Here is a 19,143-nt window from a genome sequence, read left to right as displayed (position 1 = left end):
CGGTGTAAATTTTTACAAAATATCGAGACGGGAAGCGTCTCGCATAAAGACAAAAGAGGCCACAGAGGCCTCTTTCATACCGCTTACGCATGCGCTTCTTTGAATACTTCGCGCTGCGGCTGGCGAATCGTGGTTGAGAGCGCCAGCGAGATAATCAGCAGGGCAAATATTACGCAGAAGGTCACGTAGAACCCGCCGAACAGGGAGGCAATTAGCGAGCCGCAGATACTGCCGATCCCGAAGCCCAGATAGATAACCCCATAGTTTTTCGCCAGATTGTTCAGGCCAAAGAACTCGCTCACCAGTGACGGGAAGACGGTAATGGTGCCGCCGAAGTTAAAGGCCACGCAGGCAATCGCCGCAAAGAAGGTGGCTTCATTCAGCGGAGCGAACAGCAGCGCCGCCATACCGACCAGCGAGACCACCTGCCCAATCGTAATCACGCGGATGCGGGCAATTTTGTCAGACAGAATACCGAGCACCAGACGACCGGAGAGGTTGGCAATGGAGATGACCGTCACCGCATTCGCCGCCGTGGCCGCATCCAGCTTCACCATGCCCTGCGCGATATCCTTCGCCACGCCGATAACATACAGACCGCTCATGCAGGCAGTCAGGAACATTACCGCCAGCATCCAGTACTGTGGCTTACGCATGGACTGCGCGAGGGTGAAGTCGTTCTCCACCACGCCGTTCACGGATTTAACCTCCTGCTGCGGCGCATCTTTCATCAGCGTGGCGCCGAACAGAATCATCACCAGCACGATTGCGCCCCAGATCATAAAGGTTTTTTCGAGGCCGACGGACGCCAGCAGATGGGAGTCGATAAATTTGAACCCGAGGCTTCCCAGGCCATAAGAGCCGATGGCAAACGCGGAGATTAAACCTTTACGCTCCGGGAACCACTTCACGCAGTTCGACAGGGTCAGCAGGTAACCTGCGCCATCGGCCAGCCCCACCAGCACGCCGGCGCTCAGCCACAACATCATCAGATTGCTGGAATACGCCGTCAGGAAAAAGCCCAGACCCAGCAGGATGCCGGACGCCATGGTCACGCGCTTCACGCCAAAACGCTCCTGCAGCTTACCCGCGACGGAAGACGAAATCGCCAGACCCAGGCTCAGCAAACCAAAGGAGAACGCGACCTGGCTGACCGGCGCGCCGAGTTTGTCGGAAAGCGCGCTGTTGAACAGGCTCCAGGTATAGACCGACCCCAATGCAAACTGAGTGACGATGGTGCCAAAGAGCGTGAGCCAGCGCGTGCGGTTATAGGTTGATGTGTTCATGGCAGTTGTCCTGCAAGAGAAATTAAGGAAGTTCGCTGAGGACAACGATAAACAAAACCTTAAAACGCATGGGGTAAAACGGCATGAAATGCAGGCGGAACGGAATGAAATGCCTGGAATCGGGAATGAATGACCTGGCACGGGAATAAAGCGATAGCATGTTAGTATCTGCTATCGCTGTAAAGCCCGTGGTTATTGTATTCGAGATGTTATCGTAACGTTTAAAAAAGTAACAACTCTAGAAATTTGCGCTGACGCCGAGTGTGTATAAAAACTCCTCACCGGTGGTGGTGTGCTCCCCCTGAGCCAGCGACGCGTAGGCCGCCATGCGCGTGTTAAAGGGAATATCCGTTCCCACGGTGACATCCATCCAGCTACCGTTTTGGGCAGGGGCTGGCGTTTGCGGCATGCCAAACTGCGATTTCCACTGGTTTTCACCAAACTGCTGGTTATAGCTAATCTGCGCCCACGGACGGAGATCGCCATACTGGGTATTCACGCGCCACCCCAGCGTGCTGACGCTGGCATGCCAGAGCGGGTCGGTGATTGCTTGCGTCGACGCGCTATCACCAAACTCGTTGATCATCATGGGAGTCGTGCCGTCGTACCGCCATGCCACCACCGGGCCGGTGGTGATGCGTGCTGAAACGGGAAAATTCCAGCCCACGCTCATTGCCCCCTCCGTCGTTCTGCCAGACGGTATATTCAGGGCAAGTCCCGGCGCGTTCTGCGAAGACTGAATACGCTCAGCCAGAATATCCTCATAACGCGGTTGGTGATCCGCGTCCCATGTATAGCGTTCCGCCGTATTATTCTGGGCGTCTGAAACGATATATTCCTGTTGCCAGGCAGACGCTGTATTACAAAAGAACAGGCAGGCTGAAATTCCCACCAGGCCAGAAGCAGCATGGCGACCACTGATTTTTTTTATCATCATCAACGCGACCCCAGAGAGAGCCGAATTCGGCGATATTTGTCGTTATTCAGGAAGAGCTTAGAGAGCATATGGCCCTGTATTAACTATTGTCTTTATAGTAAACACGTCAAGCCAGTCAGAACGAAATTTTTGCGAAATCAGTATCAATAAGGGAGATGACGGATGGAACGTTGCGGTTGGGTAAGCCAGGATCAGCTTTATATCGACTATCACGATCGGGAATGGGGCGTGCCGGAAAGGGATGGCAAAAAGCTCTTCGAGATGATCTGCCTGGAGGGCCAGCAGGCGGGGTTATCATGGATTACGGTACTGAAAAAACGTGAAAATTACCGCAACGCTTTCCATCAGTTCGATCCCGTCGCCGTCGCTGCGATGACCGATGAGGACGTGGAGCGGCTGGTGCAGGACGCCGGCATCATCCGCCATCGCGGTAAGATCCAGGCCATCATCGGCAACGCACGCGCTTACCTGGCGATGGAGCAAAATGGCGAATCATTTTCAGATTTTGTCTGGACGTTTGTGAACAACAAACCGCAACTCACTCAGGCCGCCACGCTCGCGGAAATCCCGGCCTCCACCCCGGCCTCGGATGCGCTCTCGAAGGCACTGAAAAAACGCGGCTTTAAGTTTGTCGGCTCCACCATCTGCTACGCCTTTATGCAGGCCTGTGGCCTGGTCAATGACCACGTTACCGGCTGCTTCTGTCATCCGGGAGGCCATCATGATCCGCAAATGGCAAAATGAGAATACCGCGCCGCTTTTGAGCCTGTGGCTTGAAAGCACCACGGAAGCGCATCCGTTTATCGAGCCGGGTTACTGGAAAGAGAACGAGGCCATGGTGCGGGACGTTTACCTGCCGTCGGCGGAAACCTGGGTTTGGGAACAGGATGGCGAACCTTACGGATTTATCAGCGTGATGCAGTCTCAGTTTGTCGGCGCCCTGTTTGTGGCGCCGTCATGCATCGGGAAAGGCATCGGGCGCGCGCTGCTGAATCATGTTCAACAGCGCTTCCCGCACTTAACTCTGGAGGTGTACCAGAAAAATGTCCGGGCGGTGAATTTCTATCATGCTCATGGCTTTCGCATTGAAGACAGCGCCTGGCAGGATGATACTCAGCACCCGACATGGATCATGAGCTGGCAGGCGGATCGAACGCCGTTAAGGTAAGCTCGGGCCCCTCATATTTCTCGACCCAGGCCAGCGCCGTGTTCCCTGCGCAACCATTCCCCAGCTTCGAGCTGGGGAGATCTTTGGTCAGCACGTTAACCGCCCCGTTTTTACAGATACCGCCCTCGGCGGGCTCAAGGTCGGGCCATGCGCCCTGATGAATACAGATCACGCCCGGTTTAATTCCGTCGCTCACCACCGCCCCTGCCAGCACCTGCCCGCGCGAGTTCCAGACGCGCACCACGTCACCGTCGGCAATCCCGCGCGCTTTCGCATCATGGGTATTCAGCGTGATGGGCTCTCGCCCGGCGACCGCATACCGCTCGCGCAGGGACGTATAGTTAAGCTGGCTGTGCAGACGGTGCGCGGGATGCGCAGACAACACCTGTAGCTGTTCCGGCTGGGCGTTGCCGTGCCACTCATCCGGCTCGAGCCAGGTAGGGTGCGGCGGGCAGTCGGCATAGCCAAAGCTGGCGATGCGCTCGCTGTAAATCACGATCTTTCCGCTCTCTGTTTTCAGCGGGTGGTTCTCGGGGTCGCGACGGAAATCGGCAAAACGGACAAACTTCGCGTTCTGCTCGCTCTCCGGCATCTCGACAATCTGGTTCGCCTCCCAAAACTCAGCGAATGGCGGAAGCGTCACGCCCTGCGCTGCGCCGCGCTGTCCGGCAATCTGGTAGAAGGTCTCCAGCCATTGCAGATCGCTTTTCCCTTCGGTAAAACGCTCGCGGCCGCCCGTTTCCCACAGTTCGCTCAGTTCAGCAAACACCTCAAAATCATCACGTGCTTCATCTCGCGGGGCCACTACGCGCTTCATCGGAACCATATGCTGGTTGCTGTAGTCACCGGTCATGGTGAGATCGTTACGCTCAAACGAGGTGGTCGCCGGCAGCACGATATCTGCATGCTTAGCCGAACCGGTCCAGAAGCACTCGGAAATCACCACCAGCTCCGGCTTTTGCCAGGCGCGGATCAGGCGGTTGGTATCCTGATGGTGCGTGAAGTTCGACCCGCCAGCCCACCAGACAAATTTAATGTCCGGGAAATGGCGGTCCAGACCGTTGTGCTGATAAAAACCACCGGGGTTTTCAAGGGCTTCAACAATACGCGCCACCGGGATTTTATCCACGGCATCCACGCCGCCCTGCACCGAGCCCTGCAGAGACGCCAGCACCGCCGCTTTACGCGTGGGGTTGCCGCCGTTAGCAAAGTGATAGGAGAGACCAAAACCACCGCCCGGCGTGCCGATCTGCCCAAGCATCGCGGCAAGGGTCACCAGCATCCAGTGTTTTTGCTCGCCAAACTGCTGGCGCTGCATTCCCCAGCCGGACATTAACATCGTGGTATTTTTATGGAACAACGCCGCCAGTTCGCGGATTTTCTCCGCAGGAACGCCACAAATATTTGCCGCCCACTCTGCCGTTTTCGCAATCCCATCGGATTGACCCGTCAGGTAGTCGGCGAATTTATCGAAACCGGTGGTACAGCGCGTCAGGAATTCGACATCGTGCCAGCCGTTCTCCACCAGGGTATGGGCGATACCCAGCATCATTGCCACGTCGGTGCCCATATGCGGGGCAACCCACTCGGCGCTGTCGCCAAAGAAATCCATGGTTTCAGAACGCATCGGGTCAATGCAGATGATGCGCTTGCCGCTTTTGCGCAGCGCGTCGAAATACCCAATGCCCTGCTCGTCGCTGGCATTCCATGCAATTTTCAGCGTGTTAAGGGGGTTAGCGCTCCACAGCACGACCACATCGGTATGCTCCAGCACCAGCGGCCAGCTGGTCTGCTGCTGGTACACTTCGTTCCCGCCCACGACGTACGGCATGATCGCCTGCGCCGCGCCGGTGGAGTAATCCCCCAGATGACCGGTATAGCCTCCCGCCAGGCTCATGTAGCGCTGCAGCAGCGTCGAGGCTTTGTGCAGCACGCCGTTTGAACGCCAGCCGTAGGACCCGGCGAAAATGGACGACGGACCGTAGCTGTTGCGGATACGCTTGTGCTGGGCGTGGATCAGCGCCAGCGCGTCATCCCAGCTCACGCGAACAAACTCATCCTGACCGCGAATACCCTGCGGCTTGTCCGGCGAGGCCAGAAAACCTTTACGCACCATCGGCCAGCGCACGCGCGTTTTGCTGTGCACCTGATCGCGAACGACGGTCTGTAACGAGTTGGGATGTTGGGTTGGCAGTGCCCCGCGGGACGACAGAACATTTTCGCCATCGGTTTCGACCAGCATCGGACCCCAGTGGGCGGCGGTCAGAATGGTTTTCGTTGAGGTGCTCAAGCGTGCGCTCCTGGTTGCGTGCAGGTTTTACGGCCTTCTTTGCTGAGGCAGTTTATGGTTTGTCACAAATTTCAGAGTTATACCCGGAATTTTCTTCGTATCTGGACGTCATAATCAACTGCCACGCTCGCCGTGGCAAAGAATAAAAAGGATTAAGGAAAGAAGATGAAAAAACGCGTACTCGTTATTGCCGCTCTGGTGAGCGGTGCCCTGGCTGTTTCTGGCTGCACAACCAACCCTTACACCGGTGAACGCGAAGCGGGTAAATCCGGCATTGGCGCGGGTATCGGCTCGCTGGTCGGCGCAGGCGTTGGGGCGCTCTCCTCCTCGAAGAAAGACCGCGGCAAAGGCGCTCTGATTGGCGCAGCGGCGGGCGCGGCGCTGGGCGGCGGCGTTGGTTATTACATGGACGTGCAGGAAGCGAAGCTGCGCGACAAAATGAAGGGAACCGGCGTGAGCGTGACGCGCAGCGGCGATAACATCATCCTGAACATGCCGAACAACGTGACCTTCGACAGCAGCAGCGCAACGCTGAAACCAGCAGGTGCGAACACGCTCACCGGCGTGGCAATGGTGCTGAAAGAGTACAACAAGACTGCCGTGAACGTGATGGGCTATACCGATAGCACCGGCAGCCAGGATCTGAACATGCGTCTGTCCCAGCAGCGCGCCGACGCCGTGGCCAGCTCGCTCATCACTCAGGGCGTTGAAGCAAACCGCATCCGCACCAGCGGCATGGGCCCTGCCAACCCTATCGCCAGCAACAGCACGGCGGAAGGCAAAGCGCAGAACCGCCGCGTTGAGATTACGTTGAGCCCGATTCAGTAATTGCATTTCCTCCTCTCCCAGTGGGAGAGGGTCGGGGTGAGGGCATCAAGCCGCACACCCCGGCATGAACCACTTGCCATCGTTGATTTTCCCGCTAAGGTATTCTCACTAAATTCAGGGAAATCAGCGATGAGCAAACCAGCCCGGGCCACCATCAGCGACGTGGCGAAAGCCGCCAAAACCGGTAAAACCAGTATTTCGCGCTACCTTAACGGTGAAAAACACCTGCTGTCCGATGCGTTGCTGGCGCGAATTGAACAGGCCATTGCCGATCTCGACTACCGTCCCAGCCTCATGGCGCGCGGGTTAAAACGCGGTCGCACCCGTCTTATCGGACTTATCATCGCCGATATCACTAATCCCTACTCCGTTAACGTGCTCAGCGGTATCGAAGCCGCCTGTCGCGAGAAGGGCTTTACGCCGCTGGTCTGTAATACCAACAATGAAGTCGACCAGGAGCTGCACTATCTCGACCTGCTGCGCAGCTATCAGGTGGAAGGGATTGTGGTCAACGCGGTAGGCATGCGTGAAGAGGGGTTAAACCGCCTGCAGCAGTCCTCTCTGCCTATGGTCCTCATCGACCGTAAAATTCCTGAATTTGCCTGCGATGTCGTCGGGCTGGATAACACCCAGGCCGCCACGACCGCTACCGAACATCTCATTGAACAGGGCTTCGAGGCTATTCTGTTTCTGAGTGAACCGCTGGGGATGGTCAATACCCGTCGCGAGCGCCTGAGTGCATTTCGCGCCACGCTGGAGCGATATCCAGGCGTGATCGCCGAAAATGCCGAAACGCCGCTTCACGAAGCCGGGCAGCTCGACAACACCCTGCGTCAGTTCCACACGCGCCATCGCGGGATGCGCAAAGCCGTTATTTCGGCCAACGGGGCGCTGACGCTTCAGGTCGCCCGCTCGCTCAAGCGCATTGGCCTTCACTGGGGCAGCGACATCGGTCTGCTGGGGTTTGATGAACTGGAGTGGGCGGAACTGGCTGGCGTAGGCATTACCACCCTCAAGCAGCCCACCTGGCAAATTGGCTATGCTGCTGTTGAACAAGTGGTTCGTCGTATTGAAGGCACCAGCGATGCCGTTCGCGAGCAGGTCTTCTCCGGCGAGCTGATCGTTCGTGGCTCCACCGCGCGTTAAATTTCCCTAGTGATAGCGATCATAAATTCAACATCCTGACCTTTTCTTTGGAACCGGTTCCATCTAGCGTAATAGTATTGATATGTTGCGATGGAGTCCGAAGATGGGCAGGAAAATTATGGTGGTCACCGCCGCGTACGGTGCGGAACAGGTGCGACAGGCAGGCGGTCAGCGGGCGATGCTTCCCGTTATTGCAGGCGCAGGGGCAGACGGCGTGGAGATCCGCCGGGAACTGTTCAACAGCGAAGAGCTGCTGGCACTGCCTGCGCTGGGTGAATCCATTGAGCTGCTGGGCCTGCTGGCGTGCTACTCCGCACCCGCCGCCCTGTTTATGCCCGACGGCAACCTCAACCCGGACCTGCCCCGCTATCTTTCTGAAGCCAACACCCTGAACGCCCTGTGGCTGAAGGTTTCCCTGGGCCATTTCCGCGACGCGCAGCCTCTTGACGACTTGCGTAGCCTGCTTAATGCAAGCGGTATGGCGCTGGTCGTGGAGAACGATCAGACCGACTGCGGGCAGCTCGCCCCCATGCAGCGCTTCCAGGTCGCCTGTCGGGAAATGGCTTTACCCGTCACGCTAACCTTCGACATGGGCAACTGGTTATGGGTCGGTGATTCCCCCGAAGAGGCCGCGCGTCATCTGGCCCCTGCGGTGAGCTATATCCACGTGAAGGCCGCCGTGCCGCACAAAGATAACTTCCGCGCCGTGGCGCCGGATCGCGCCGATGCGCGCTGGCTGGATCTGCTCGGCCAGTTGCCTGCCGATGCCCCGCGCGGTATCGAGTTCCCGCTGGAAGGGGCGGATTTAACCGCCGTTACCCGCCATTACGTCAACCTGCTGCGCGAGGAGTAAACCATGCACAAGACGCTGGATGTCATCACGATCGGCGAGGCCATGGCGATGTTTGTCGCCACCGAAACGGGCGAGCTGAGCGCGGTAGAGCACTTTATCAAACGCGTCGCAGGCGCTGAACTCAACGTCGCAACCGGCCTGGCGCGTCTTGGCCTGAACGTGGGCTGGGTTAGCCGCGTGGGGGATGACAGCTTTGGCCATTTCGTTCTCGATTCGCTGAAAAAAGAGGGGATTGATGCCGCAGGCGTCACCCTTGATGGACGCTTCCCTACCGGCTTTCAGCTTAAATCTAAGGTCGAAAATGGAACCGATCCCATCGTGGAGTATTTCCGTAAAGGATCGGCCGCAAGCCACCTGTCTGTCGCGGATTACCACGCAGATTACTTTGCCTTCGCGCGCCATCTGCACCTGAGCGGCGTGGCGGCCGCGCTGTCTGCCAGCTCGTATGAGCTGCTGGATCATGCGGCAGCCACCCTGAAAGCCCAGGGGAAAACCATATCGTTCGACCCCAACCTGCGCCCGGTGCTGTGGAAAAGCGAAGCGGAAATGGTGGAGAAACTGAACCGTCTGGCGTTCAGGGCGGACTGGGTTCTGCCAGGCCTGAAAGAAGGGATGATCCTGACCGGCAAAAGCACGCCGGAAGGCATTGCCGATTTCTATCTGAATAAAGGGGTAAAAGCGGTGGTGCTGAAAACCGGTGCTGATGGCGCATGGTTTAAAACGGCCGACGGCGAACAGGGCGCGGTCGCGGCAGTGAAGGTCGAGAACGTAGTCGACACCGTCGGCGCGGGCGACGGCTTTGCTGTGGGCGTGATTAGCGCCCTGCTGGAAGGCAAAACGCTGCCGCAGGCCGTCGCTCGAGGCAACAAGATTGGCTCGCTGGCCATTCAGGTGCAGGGCGACAGCGAAGGATTACCAACGCGAGCACAGCTCGGCGTTTAAATTCCCTCTCCCTGTGGGAGAGGGCCAGGGTGAGGGCAGCAAGCCGCACCAAATAATTAAGCCACCGTGTACCCTACAGACAACGGCGGTAACAACCTCAACAACAGAGGCAAGCCTATGAACAGTTCGACCAATGCAGTAAAACGCTGGTGGTACATCATGCCAATCGTGTTTATCACGTACAGCCTGGCGTACCTTGACCGTGCCAACTTCAGCTTCGCGTCTGCGGCAGGGATCACAGAGGACCTTGGCATCACCAAAGGTATCTCCTCCCTGCTGGGTGCCCTTTTCTTCCTGGGCTACTTCTTCTTCCAGATCCCCGGCGCGATTTATGCGGAACGCCGCAGCGTGCGTAAGCTGATCTTCATCTGTCTGATCCTGTGGGGCGCCTGCGCGTCACTGACCGGCATGGTGAACAATATTCCTGCCCTGGCCGCCATTCGCTTTATCCTCGGCGTCGTTGAGGCGGCGGTTATGCCGGCGATGCTGATCTACATCAGCAACTGGTTTACCAAATCTGAACGCTCGCGCGCGAATACCTTCCTTATCCTCGGTAACCCGGTAACGGTACTGTGGATGTCAGTGGTGTCCGGCTACCTGATCCAGTCCTTCGGCTGGCGCGAAATGTTTATCATTGAAGGGGTGCCGGCGATTATCTGGGCCTTCTGCTGGTGGGTGCTGGTGAAAGATAAACCAGCCCAGGCGAAATGGCTTTCTGAAGATGAGAAAGCGGCGCTGCAGGCGCAGCTGGACAAAGAACAGCAGGGCCTGAAGGCGGTACGTAACTACGGCGAAGCCTTCCGCTCGCGTAACGTGATCCTGCTCTGCGCGCAGTATTTTACCTGGAGCATTGGCGTGTACGGCTTTGTGCTGTGGCTGCCGTCCATTATTCGCAGCGGCGGCGAGAACCTCGGCATGGTCGAAGTTGGCTGGCTGTCATCCGTACCATATCTGGCGGCAACCATCGCCATGATCGTCGTCTCCTGGGCATCGGACAAGCTGCAGAACCGTAAATTGTTTGTCTGGCCGCTGCTGCTGATTGCTGCCTTCGCCTTTATTGGCTCCTGGGCCGTGGGCGCAAACCATTTCTGGGCCTCTTACACCCTGCTGGTGATTGCCGGCGCGGCCATGTACGCCCCTTACGGACCGTTCTTTGCCATCATCCCGGAGATGCTCCCGCGTAACGTTGCGGGTGGCGCAATGGCGTTAATTAACAGCATGGGTGCGCTGGGCTCGTTCTGCGGCTCCTGGTTCGTCGGCTACCTGAACGGTGCCACCGGCAGCCCGTCCGCATCGTACATATTTATGGGGGTGGCGCTTTTCGCCTCCGTGTGGCTTACTCTGATTGTTAAGCCTGCTAATAATCAACAACACCCTGTCGGCGCTCGCCACGCCTGAATCCTTAAAAATCAACGGAGATTAGCATGAAGCCGTCCGTCATTTTGTATAAAGCACTGCCGGAAGATCTGCAGAAACGCCTTGAAGAACACTTCACCGTCACGCAGGTGAAGAACCTGAGCCCGGAAACCGTGGCACAGCACGCCGATGCGTTCGCCAGCGCCGAAGGCCTGCTGGGTTCAAGCGAGAAAGTGGATGTCGCCCTGCTGGAAAAAATGCCGAAGCTTCGTGCTACCTCAACCGTTTCCGTGGGTTACGACAACTTCGACGTGGATGCCCTTAACGCCCGCAAGATCCTGCTGATGCATACCCCACATGCCCTGACGGAAACCGTGGCCGATACGCTGATGGCGCTGATGCTCACCACGGCCCGTCGCGTGGTGGAAGTAGCTGAGCGCGTCAAAGCGGGCGAATGGACAAAAAGCATTGGTCCGGACTGGTTCGGCGTGGACGTTCACGGCAAGACGCTGGGCATTGTCGGTATGGGGCGTATCGGGCTGGCGCTGGCGCAGCGCGCGCATTTTGGTTTTAACATGCCGATTCTGTATAACGCGCGTCGCCATCACGGTGAAGCCGAAGAACGCTTCAACGCCCGTTACTGCGAGCTGGATACCCTGCTGCAGGAAGCCGATTTTGTCTGCCTGGTTCTGCCGCTCACGAACGAAACTCGTCATCTGATTGGCAAAGAGGCGTTTGAAAAAATGAAGACGTCAGCCATTTTCATCAACGCGGGTCGTGGGCCGGTGGTGGATGAGAAGGCGCTGATTGAGGCCCTTAAAAACGGTCAGATCCATGCAGCAGGTCTGGACGTGTTTGAGCAGGAGCCGCTGCCGGTGGATTCGCCGCTGCTTTCGCTGCCTAACGTGGTTGCCCTGCCCCACATCGGTTCAGCCACCCATGAGACGCGCTACAATATGGCGGCAACGGCGGTCGATAATCTAATTGCCGCCCTTAGCGGAAAGGTGGAGATAAACTGCGTGAACCCGCAGGTGCAACGGTAGAAACGAAAAAACCCGCCAGAAGGCGGGTTTTTAAATTTTTTGCTACTGGGTTGGAAGCTTACAGGCTTACAACGTTACCAGCTGCTGGGCCTTTAGCGCCGCTTTCGATGGTGAAGGACACTTTCTGACCTTCGTCCAGAGATTTGTAGCCATCGTTCTGGATAGCAGAGAAGTGTACGAACACGTCTTTAGAGCCATCGTCAGGAGTGATGAAGCCGAAACCTTTATCAGCGTTGAACCATTTTACCAGACCAGTCATTTTAGCAGACATAGAAATTACCTTATTAACAAATATATTGTGCCTTCCGGCTTGATGGATTGCGTTACAGATTTTTAAGCGATGAAGGAAGGGTCACTACGAAGGGTATCTATGGATAACAATCTGGACTGCTTTACTAAACTGCTTTAGGTCTGTGTAACAAACCGACGGGAATAGTTATACCGATGTGGTAGAGGAATGACAAGCGTTATTTTCGACAGGCATAAAAAAACCCCGCCAGAAGCGGGGGTTTTTCGGTTTATTCTGTGGCAGTGACTGCCGCACTCCAGGCCTGGCTAAAGGCCTGATGCTGGGAGGCCAGCGGCCCAATCAGCGTATTATACTGGCTTGCCTGTTGCGAGGTCGGGAACTGAATACCGTTGGCAACAAAGCTCACCTGCGTATCCTGCTGGGCGATAAAGTCACCTACCTGAACCAGTTGCTGCGTGAAGATTTGCGCAGCCGGAATCAGCGGTTGCAGCGCTTCAGAAGGCTTGGTCACCACTTTCTCATACACTTTGTCGAAGACCGGTTTAAGATCGTCACCCTGCTTCAGCGCAGAACGTGACGCGTCAGCCTGCATTTTCGCATTTTGCAACTGCTGACTCAGCACGCCAAGCGCACCGTTGGACTGGCGCAGCGGCTCACGCTGCGTCACATAATCCTGTGGAACGCGGATGGCGTTCACGCTATCCACTACCGGGCGGATACCGGAATCCATCGCCTGGCTCACCTGCTGTGAATAACCATAAAGAATGGCGTAATCGGACACGAAGGGACCAAACTGTTTTTTCTGATCCGCAGTCAGCGTCGGCAACCGCTCGCCGCTGCGCATCACTGTATTCTGCAGAAAATCGATAAACGCTTTGCGCTGATCGCCTTCTTTATCAAAACACCCACTCAGGCTAACAACCATCAACAACGCCGCAATAGGCGCAAACCAGCGAGAGCAGGACTTTCCTGTCGCCATTTTATTACTCCTTTCACCCAAAAAAGCGCACACCGGCACACGCGTGCCCGACGCTGACAAGGATAGTCCAGGTCAGCCTTGCAAGATACTCTTTTCATGCAAAACGGCTATTGCCGATTTATTTCTTATCATTTACAAAAAAATACCTGGCGAAGCCGACCTATGACTAATCAGAGAATTAGCATAACTATCCATATTGCTGAATCGGATACAGCGATCGTTACCGCACAATTAATCACACCCGTGACGATCCTGGGTTGGTATTAGGGACTATTCTTAACTGGCTCTCTGATGTTCTTGATCACGATGTGAGATTTAAGAGGAGTCCTCAATGGAATATAAAGATCCTGAGTTTGAACTGCTGAGCAGTCTGGAACAGATCATTTTTAAAGATGTACCGCAGATGATTACCCTGCAACAAAAATCCAATCCCTTTACAGAATACGAGCAATTGCGCAAAGGGACAGGACTGAAAACCGAAGAATTCGCCAGAGCGATGGGTGTCAGCGTGGCTATGGTGCAGGAGTGGGAGTCAAAACGTGAGAAACCCACCCCAACCGAGTTACGGCTGATGCGCCTGATTCAGGCCAACCCTGCACTCAGCAAACAGATAGCGTAGTGAAGATTGAATGCCCCCGCCTTTGCGGGGGCTTGTGTTTTACAGGCTATCACAACGCCAACCCGCCTCTTCCCATACCAGCTCATGCGTTAACGCCAGGCCTCTTAAAAAAAGCTCATCGTGTGATACCACCAGCAGAGCCCCAGGGAAACCGGCCAGCGCCGCTTCAATGGCCTGGACTGAAGCCAGATCCAGATGGTTGGTCGGTTCATCCAGCAGAAGAAGCTGCGTGGCCTCCGCACGCCACAGCACGCAGGCCAGGGCAGCCTTAAGACGCTCGCCGCCGCTGAGCTCCGCCAATGGGAGCTTCACTTTGTCGGCCCCCAGTTGAAGCAGTGCTAAACGGGTTCGCAATACCCCCTCTTCCAGAGGGGTATGACTCAAATTGAGATGCGTCATGACCGACTGCGTGAGATCGAGTTGCGACAGATGCTGGTCGAGATAAGCACAGCTGACGGATACCTTACAGGCACCCGAACGGGGAGTAACCTCGCCGAGGATGGTTTTTAACAACGTCGATTTCCCACAGCCGTTCGGTCCCTTTAACGCCACGCGCATCGGTCCGTCCATACGCCATGTGATGGGTGGGACAGGCACATGCGGCAACACCAGATCCTCCAGAACCAGTACCTGTTTCCCTTCCGGGACCTGACTTCCCGGCAGGGTGAACATGACCGGGTTATCTTCTTCAACGCGTTCACGCGCCTTGTTTACCGCGGCGTTTAGGGCTTCATTTTGCTCGCTGTGCTGTTTTTTCCATGAGCCGATCCGCTCCTTTGCCGCGCCTTTGTATTTGACACGCTCAAACGATGCGATATTCAGGGTATCGACGGTGCGTAACGTCTTTGCCGACCGCCGCTGGCTGTCATCATGCTCTTTTTGCATGCGCGCGCGGGTGCGTTTGCGCTCGGTTGCCGCATGTTCGAGCGCCGCGCGGGCAGCCTGCTGTTCGGCATCGCGCTGGGCTTGATAATCCGCATAATTTCCGCCGTAGCTGCGCAGACCCGAGGCGCTCAGCTCAAGAATACGCGGCACCTGCTCCAGAAGTTCGCGGTCATGAGAGGCCACCAGCACGCCGCCCTGATAGCGACTCAACTGGTCGTAGAACCACGCCCGACCTTGTCGATCCAGATGGTTAGTCGGTTCGTCCAGCAGCATGAAATCCGCTTCAGCCGTAAACGCGCCGCACAGCAGGGCGCGGATGCGCTCGCCGCCGCTGAGTTCCAGGGCAGGCTTATCCGGATCAAACGCCGGGAGCTTCGCATTGATAAACGCCTCGCTCAGTCGCTCGGCTACATCCCAGTAGCCGTCGAGCAACGCCAGATCGTCAGGCTGGTAATCACCGCTGTCGATGCGCTTACGCGCAGTAAAAATCGCGTCATATCCGAGAAGTTCAGCCAGCGTCGTCTGCGAAGAAATGACGTGCTGCTGCGCCACAAAGACATGCGAGCCAAAGCGTTCAATATGACCGGTAGCCGGTTCGTCCAGCGCCGCCAGCAGACGCAGCAGACGCGTTTTTCCGCTGCCGTTGCGGCCAACCAGCGCGCACAGAGAGGGTTCCAGCGTGAGATTCAGCGGGCCAAAAAGGGTATCGCCCGTCGGAAACTGACAGGTGACCTGATGCAAAATAAAAGAAGGGGACTGCGCAAAATGAGCCATAAGCACTCCTGAATGAAATCAAAACATCCCCTGCCGACGCGGTGGCGTTTAGCAAGGATCGAAATTCATCAGTCGTGTTTGTTCATTTTTGGGGGGCACTCCAGCGCGAGAAAGTTAACGTGGATAAGGATAGCGGTAATGTGTTGACGGTTTCAAGGTTAAATTTTCAGCAACACATCATAAAAAAACCCGCCGAAGCGGGTTTTTAGCATTTGTATCAACGGGCACATTACTGCAGCAGCGAAATATCCGCTACGCGCAGGAACAGCTCACGCAGTTTTTCGAGCATAGAGAGACGGTTAATACGCAGCTCTTTATCTTCTACGTTCACCATCACTTTCTCGAAGAAGGCGTCAATGACGTCACGCAGCTCGGCCAGCTCCACCAGCGCTTCCTGGTAACGACCTTCCGCGAAGACCGGCTCGAGCTTGTCGCGCAGCACCACAACCTGCATCGCCAGGGCGATCTCTTCCGGCTCCTTCAGCGTCGCGGCGTTCACACGCTCGTTCAGCGTCTCGTCGGATTTCGCCAGAATGTTGGATACACGCTTGTTGGCCGCCGCCAGAGCAGATGCCGCTTCCAGCGTACGGAAGTGGGAAACCGCCTTCATACGCGCATCGAAATCAGCCGGACGGGTCGGACGACGCGCCAGCACCGCCTGAATGGTGTCGACGGTGTAACCTTCATCCTGATACCAGGCGCGGAAACGACCGAGCATAAAGTCGATAACGTCATCCACCACGTTCGCGTTGGTCAGCTTGTCGCCGTACAGACGCACCGCTTCTTCGGTCAGGGTCTGCAGATCCAGGTTCAGGTTCTTCTCAACGATGATACGCAGCACGCCCAGCGCGGCACGACGCAGCGCAAACGGATCTTTGTCGCCTTTTGGATGCTGACCGATACCGAAGATACCCGCCAGGGTGTCCATCTTATCGGCGATCGCCACGGCACAGGCAACCGGGTTGGACGGCAGTTCGTCACCCGCAAAGCGCGGCTGATACTGCTCGTTCAGGGCCACGGCCACGTCTTCCGCTTCGCCATCGTGACGCGCGTAATGCATACCCATCACGCCCTGGGTGTCGGTAAATTCGAACACCATGTTGGTCATCAGGTCGCATTTAGACAGCAGGCCAGCACGGGTTGCGTGGTTGACGTCGGCACCGATTTCACGGGCAATCCAGCCGGACAGCTCCGCGATACGGTCGGTCTTGTCGCGCAGCGTACCCAGTTGCTGCTGGAACAACACGGTCTGCAGGCGTGGAAGATGATCTTCCAGACGCTTTTTACGGTCGGTATTGAAGAAGAACTCGGCATCGGCCAGACGTGGACGCACGACCTTCTCGTTACCAGAGATAATCTGGATCGGATCTTTCGATTCGATGTTTGCCACGAAGATGAAGTTTGGCAGCAGTTTGCCGTCGTTGGCATAGACCGGGAAGTACTTCTGGTCACCCTTCATGGTGTAAACCAGCGCTTCAGCCGGAACGGCCAGGAATTTCTCTTCAAACTTCGCGGTCAGCACAACCGGCCATTCCACCAGCGAGGTCACTTCTTCCAGCAGGCTGTCGCTCAGATCGGCTTTACCGCCAATCTTGCGCGCCGCGTCTTCCGCGTCCGCTTTGATTTTGGCTTTACGCTGTTCGTAGTCAGCAATGACCTTGCCGCGCTCCAGCAGGATCTGCGGGTACTGGTCGGCATTGTCGATGGTGAACTCTGGCTCGCCCATAAAGCGGTGGCCGCGGATCACGCGATCGGACGCCACGCCCAGAATGGTAGCCGGAATAACGGTGTCGCCCAGCAGCAGGGTCACGGTGTGAACCGGACGCACAAAGTGCACATCAGACGCGCCCCAGCGCATCAGCTTAGGAATAGGCAGCTTCGCCAGAGACGTGGCAATCATGTCCGGCAGCAGCGCTTCCGCGCTTTCGCCCTTCACGTGCGCACGGTACAGCAGCCACTCGCCTTTATCCGTGGTCAGACGCTCGGCCTGATCGACGGTGATGCCGCAGCCGCGCGCCCAGCCTTCCGCCGCTTTGCTCGGCTTGCCTTCAGCGTCAAACGCCTGGGCAATCGCCGGGCCACGTTTTTCGACTTCGCGATCTGGCTGGGACGCCGCCAGATTTGCCACTTTCAGCGCCAGACGGCGCGGTGCAGCAAACCACTCAATTTTACCGTGCGCCAGGCCAGCGTTATCCAGCTCGGCGGTCACGTTCGCAGCAAAAGATTCAGCCAGGCTGCGCAGGGCTTTTGGTGGCAGCTCTTCGGTGCCGATTTCCACCAGGAAAGTTTTCTCAGACATGGCCGCCTCTTATTTGTTTCGGTTGCACATCGGGAAGCCAAGAGCTTCACGGGACGCATAGTAAGCTTCTGCAACGGCTTTGGTCAGGGTACGAATACGCAGAATGTAGCGCTGACGTTCAGTCACGGAGATGGCTTTGCGGGCATCCAGCAGGTTGAAACTGTGGGCGGCCTTCAGAATACGCTCGTAAGCAGGCAGCGGCAGTGGAGTCTCCAGCGCCAGCAGCTGCTGCGCCTCTTTCTCGTACTGCTCGAAGCAGGTGAACAGGAAGTCCACGTCTGCGTATTCGAAGTTATAGGTGGATTGCTCCACTTCGTTCTGATGGAACACGTCGCCGTAGGTGGTTTTACCCAGCGGGCCGTCGCTCCAGACCAGGTCGTAAACGCTGTCTACGCCCTGAATGTACATCGCCAGACGTTCCAGACCGTAGGTGATTTCACCGGTGATCGGCTTACATTCCAGACCACCCACCTGCTGGAAGTAAGTGAACTGGGTCACTTCCATACCGTTAAGCCACACTTCCCAACCCAGACCCCAGGCACCCAGCGTTGGGTTCTCCCAGTTATCTTCCACGAAACGGATGTCGTGGATGGTTGGATCCATACCCAGCTCTTTCAGCGACCCGAGGTACAGTTCCTGAATGTTGTCGGGTGATGGCTTAATCACCACCTGGAACTGATAGTAATGCTGCAGACGGTTCGGGTTCTCACCGTAACGACCATCGGTCGGACGACGGGAAGGCTGCACATACGCGGTCGCCATTGGCTCTGGCCCCAACGCACGCAGACTGGTCATCGGGTGTGAAGTGCCGGCGCCGACTTCCATGTCCAAAGGTTGAACAATGGTACAGCCCTGACGAGCCCAGTAATCCTGTAAGGTCAGGATCAGGCCCTGGAAGGTCTTGGTATCAAACTTTTGCATAGTATTTCGTGCTGGATACGTGTGGTTTTAAATGGAAGGGACCAGTATACCCGCTGGCTGCAAGATATACAGTACGAAACGGGGTTGTTTAGGGAAAATTGGGAAATAAGCCTTCCGGCCAGAACGCTGACGGCGTCTGGCTGCTGATTATACGAGCAGGCTAGCGCATGGAGAGGTGTAAAAACTGACCGTCCGCATCAAACGAGCAGACAAAGCCCTCTTTGCGCGACGTATGGCCCCGTAGCTCGTAGCTTCCCTGAAAACGCTCGAACCCGGTGACATCAATTTTTTGAACGTCCGAGTTATAGCGCCGAGCGGCCCGATCTTTACAGAGCGCTTCCATATTCAGCGAACGTTCCGGGCTCATTTTACCCTGCTGCGCTTTTTGCACGGGTGCTTCTTGCGGCGCACTGCATCCCGCCAGGATCAACAGCAGAAAGAGTGACGCCACACGCTTCATCATCATTTTTATTACCGTCCTGGTCAGCGGCTGTTATTTTTAGTATCAACACTTTTATAGATTAAGGACTGCCATTCTGCGAATCTCGCGGTCTCCCGGCAAGCCTG

At 56.5% G+C, this 19,143-nt stretch carries 18 protein-coding genes; 9 read left to right on the top strand and 9 right to left on the bottom strand.

The annotated features are described in order from the left end of the window. Positions 1-83: 83 nt before the first annotated feature. Together ACW9E7_RS21465 and ACW9E7_RS21460 are read right to left on the bottom strand one after the other, a co-directional pair. On the bottom strand, positions 84-1,286 hold the full coding sequence (locus tag ACW9E7_RS21465; protein WP_458728347.1) for an L-lactate MFS transporter: 1,203 nt from the start codon (positions 1,284-1,286) through the stop codon (positions 84-86). Between the two features lie 238 nt (positions 1,287-1,524). Further along, a complete protein-coding gene (locus tag ACW9E7_RS21460; RefSeq protein WP_115876658.1) occupies positions 1,525-2,223 on the bottom strand; it encodes an autotransporter domain-containing protein in 699 nt (232 codons plus the stop codon). 162 nt (positions 2,224-2,385) lie between these two features. On the opposite strand from ACW9E7_RS21460, the gene tag reads away from it, so the two are divergent. Then, positions 2,386-2,967 (top strand): DNA-3-methyladenine glycosylase I, encoded by a 582-nt coding sequence (gene tag, locus ACW9E7_RS21455; RefSeq protein WP_111964349.1) that lies wholly within the window; start codon positions 2,386-2,388, stop codon positions 2,965-2,967. Further along, positions 2,945-3,391 (top strand): N-acetyltransferase, encoded by a 447-nt coding sequence (locus tag ACW9E7_RS21450; RefSeq protein ID WP_458728346.1) that lies wholly within the window; start codon positions 2,945-2,947, stop codon positions 3,389-3,391. Before tag ends, ACW9E7_RS21450 begins: the two co-directional genes overlap by 23 nt. Here the strand turns inward: ACW9E7_RS21450 and ACW9E7_RS21445 are convergent. Further along, entirely contained in the window at positions 3,354-5,633 is a 2,280-nt protein-coding gene (locus ACW9E7_RS21445; protein ID WP_458728413.1) for a molybdopterin guanine dinucleotide-containing S/N-oxide reductase, read from the bottom strand. The two genes, ACW9E7_RS21450 and ACW9E7_RS21445, sit on opposite strands and share 38 nt — an antisense overlap. Before the next feature lie 213 nt (positions 5,634-5,846). Here ACW9E7_RS21445 and ACW9E7_RS21440 point away from each other — a divergent pair, with 213 nt between their 5' ends. From ACW9E7_RS21440 to ghrB, 6 genes are all read left to right on the top strand, one after another. Then, on the top strand, positions 5,847-6,509 hold the full coding sequence (locus ACW9E7_RS21440) for an OmpA family lipoprotein (protein ID WP_024909080.1): 663 nt from the start codon (positions 5,847-5,849) through the stop codon (positions 6,507-6,509). 129 nt (positions 6,510-6,638) lie between these two features. Further along, on the top strand, positions 6,639-7,655 hold the full coding sequence (locus tag ACW9E7_RS21435) for a LacI family DNA-binding transcriptional regulator (RefSeq protein ID WP_008502761.1): 1,017 nt from the start codon (positions 6,639-6,641) through the stop codon (positions 7,653-7,655). Between the two features lie 103 nt (positions 7,656-7,758). Then, the gene (locus tag ACW9E7_RS21430; protein ID WP_252093558.1) at positions 7,759-8,508 is read left to right on the top strand and encodes a sugar phosphate isomerase/epimerase family protein; all 750 of its coding nucleotides are present in this window, start codon (positions 7,759-7,761) and stop codon (positions 8,506-8,508) included. Positions 8,509-8,511: 3 nt separating this feature from the next. Continuing rightward, positions 8,512-9,450: a sugar kinase gene (locus ACW9E7_RS21425; RefSeq protein WP_458728345.1), complete on the top strand. Its 939-nt coding sequence runs from the start codon at positions 8,512-8,514 to the stop codon at positions 9,448-9,450. A gap of 117 nt (positions 9,451-9,567) precedes the next feature. Further along, a complete protein-coding gene (locus ACW9E7_RS21420; RefSeq protein ID WP_111964344.1) occupies positions 9,568-10,848 on the top strand; it encodes an MFS transporter in 1,281 nt (426 codons plus the stop codon). Between the two features lie 26 nt (positions 10,849-10,874). Beyond that, complete coding sequence (gene ghrB / locus ACW9E7_RS21415) at positions 10,875-11,849, top strand: glyoxylate/hydroxypyruvate reductase GhrB (protein ID WP_115876665.1); 975 nt, start codon at positions 10,875-10,877, stop codon at positions 11,847-11,849. 58 nt (positions 11,850-11,907) lie between these two features. On the opposite strand, the gene cspE is transcribed toward ghrB, so the two are convergent. Both cspE and ACW9E7_RS21405 read right to left on the bottom strand, forming a co-directional pair. Next, the gene (cspE, locus tag ACW9E7_RS21410; protein ID WP_003860775.1) at positions 11,908-12,120 is read right to left on the bottom strand and encodes a transcription antiterminator/RNA stability regulator CspE; all 213 of its coding nucleotides are present in this window, start codon (positions 12,118-12,120) and stop codon (positions 11,908-11,910) included. Between the two features lie 247 nt (positions 12,121-12,367). Continuing rightward, a complete protein-coding gene (locus ACW9E7_RS21405; protein WP_014882044.1) occupies positions 12,368-13,078 on the bottom strand; it encodes a DUF3053 domain-containing protein in 711 nt (236 codons plus the stop codon). Between the two features lie 331 nt (positions 13,079-13,409). On the opposite strand from ACW9E7_RS21405, the gene ACW9E7_RS21400 reads away from it, so the two are divergent. Continuing rightward, positions 13,410-13,697 carry an HTH-type transcriptional regulator gene (locus ACW9E7_RS21400; RefSeq protein WP_111964342.1) on the top strand — a complete coding sequence of 96 codons (288 nt, stop codon included), beginning with the start codon at positions 13,410-13,412 and terminating at the stop codon, positions 13,695-13,697. A gap of 39 nt (positions 13,698-13,736) precedes the next feature. On the opposite strand, the gene ACW9E7_RS21395 is transcribed toward ACW9E7_RS21400, so the two are convergent. The 4 genes from ACW9E7_RS21395 to ACW9E7_RS21380 all read right to left on the bottom strand — a co-directional run bounded on the left by ACW9E7_RS21395 (position 13,737) and on the right by ACW9E7_RS21380 (position 19,042). Next, on the bottom strand, positions 13,737-15,356 hold the full coding sequence (locus tag ACW9E7_RS21395) for an ATP-binding cassette domain-containing protein (protein WP_458728344.1): 1,620 nt from the start codon (positions 15,354-15,356) through the stop codon (positions 13,737-13,739). Between the two features lie 229 nt (positions 15,357-15,585). Then, positions 15,586-17,655, bottom strand: coding sequence for a glycine--tRNA ligase subunit beta (gene glyS / locus ACW9E7_RS21390; RefSeq protein WP_045907867.1), 2,070 nt, complete (start codon positions 17,653-17,655; stop codon positions 15,586-15,588). Positions 17,656-17,664: 9 nt separating this feature from the next. Next, positions 17,665-18,576: a glycine--tRNA ligase subunit alpha gene (gene glyQ / locus ACW9E7_RS21385; protein ID WP_003860141.1), complete on the bottom strand. Its 912-nt coding sequence runs from the start codon at positions 18,574-18,576 to the stop codon at positions 17,665-17,667. Positions 18,577-18,736: 160 nt separating this feature from the next. Next, positions 18,737-19,042: a YsaB family lipoprotein gene (locus tag ACW9E7_RS21380; protein ID WP_024909071.1), complete on the bottom strand. Its 306-nt coding sequence runs from the start codon at positions 19,040-19,042 to the stop codon at positions 18,737-18,739. Positions 19,043-19,143: the final 101 nt, after the last annotated feature.

Source organism: Enterobacter sp. H2G27 (assembly GCF_054403075.1).
The sequence above is the reverse complement of the archived record's forward strand: the minus strand, read 5'-3'. Positions and strand labels throughout refer to the sequence as shown.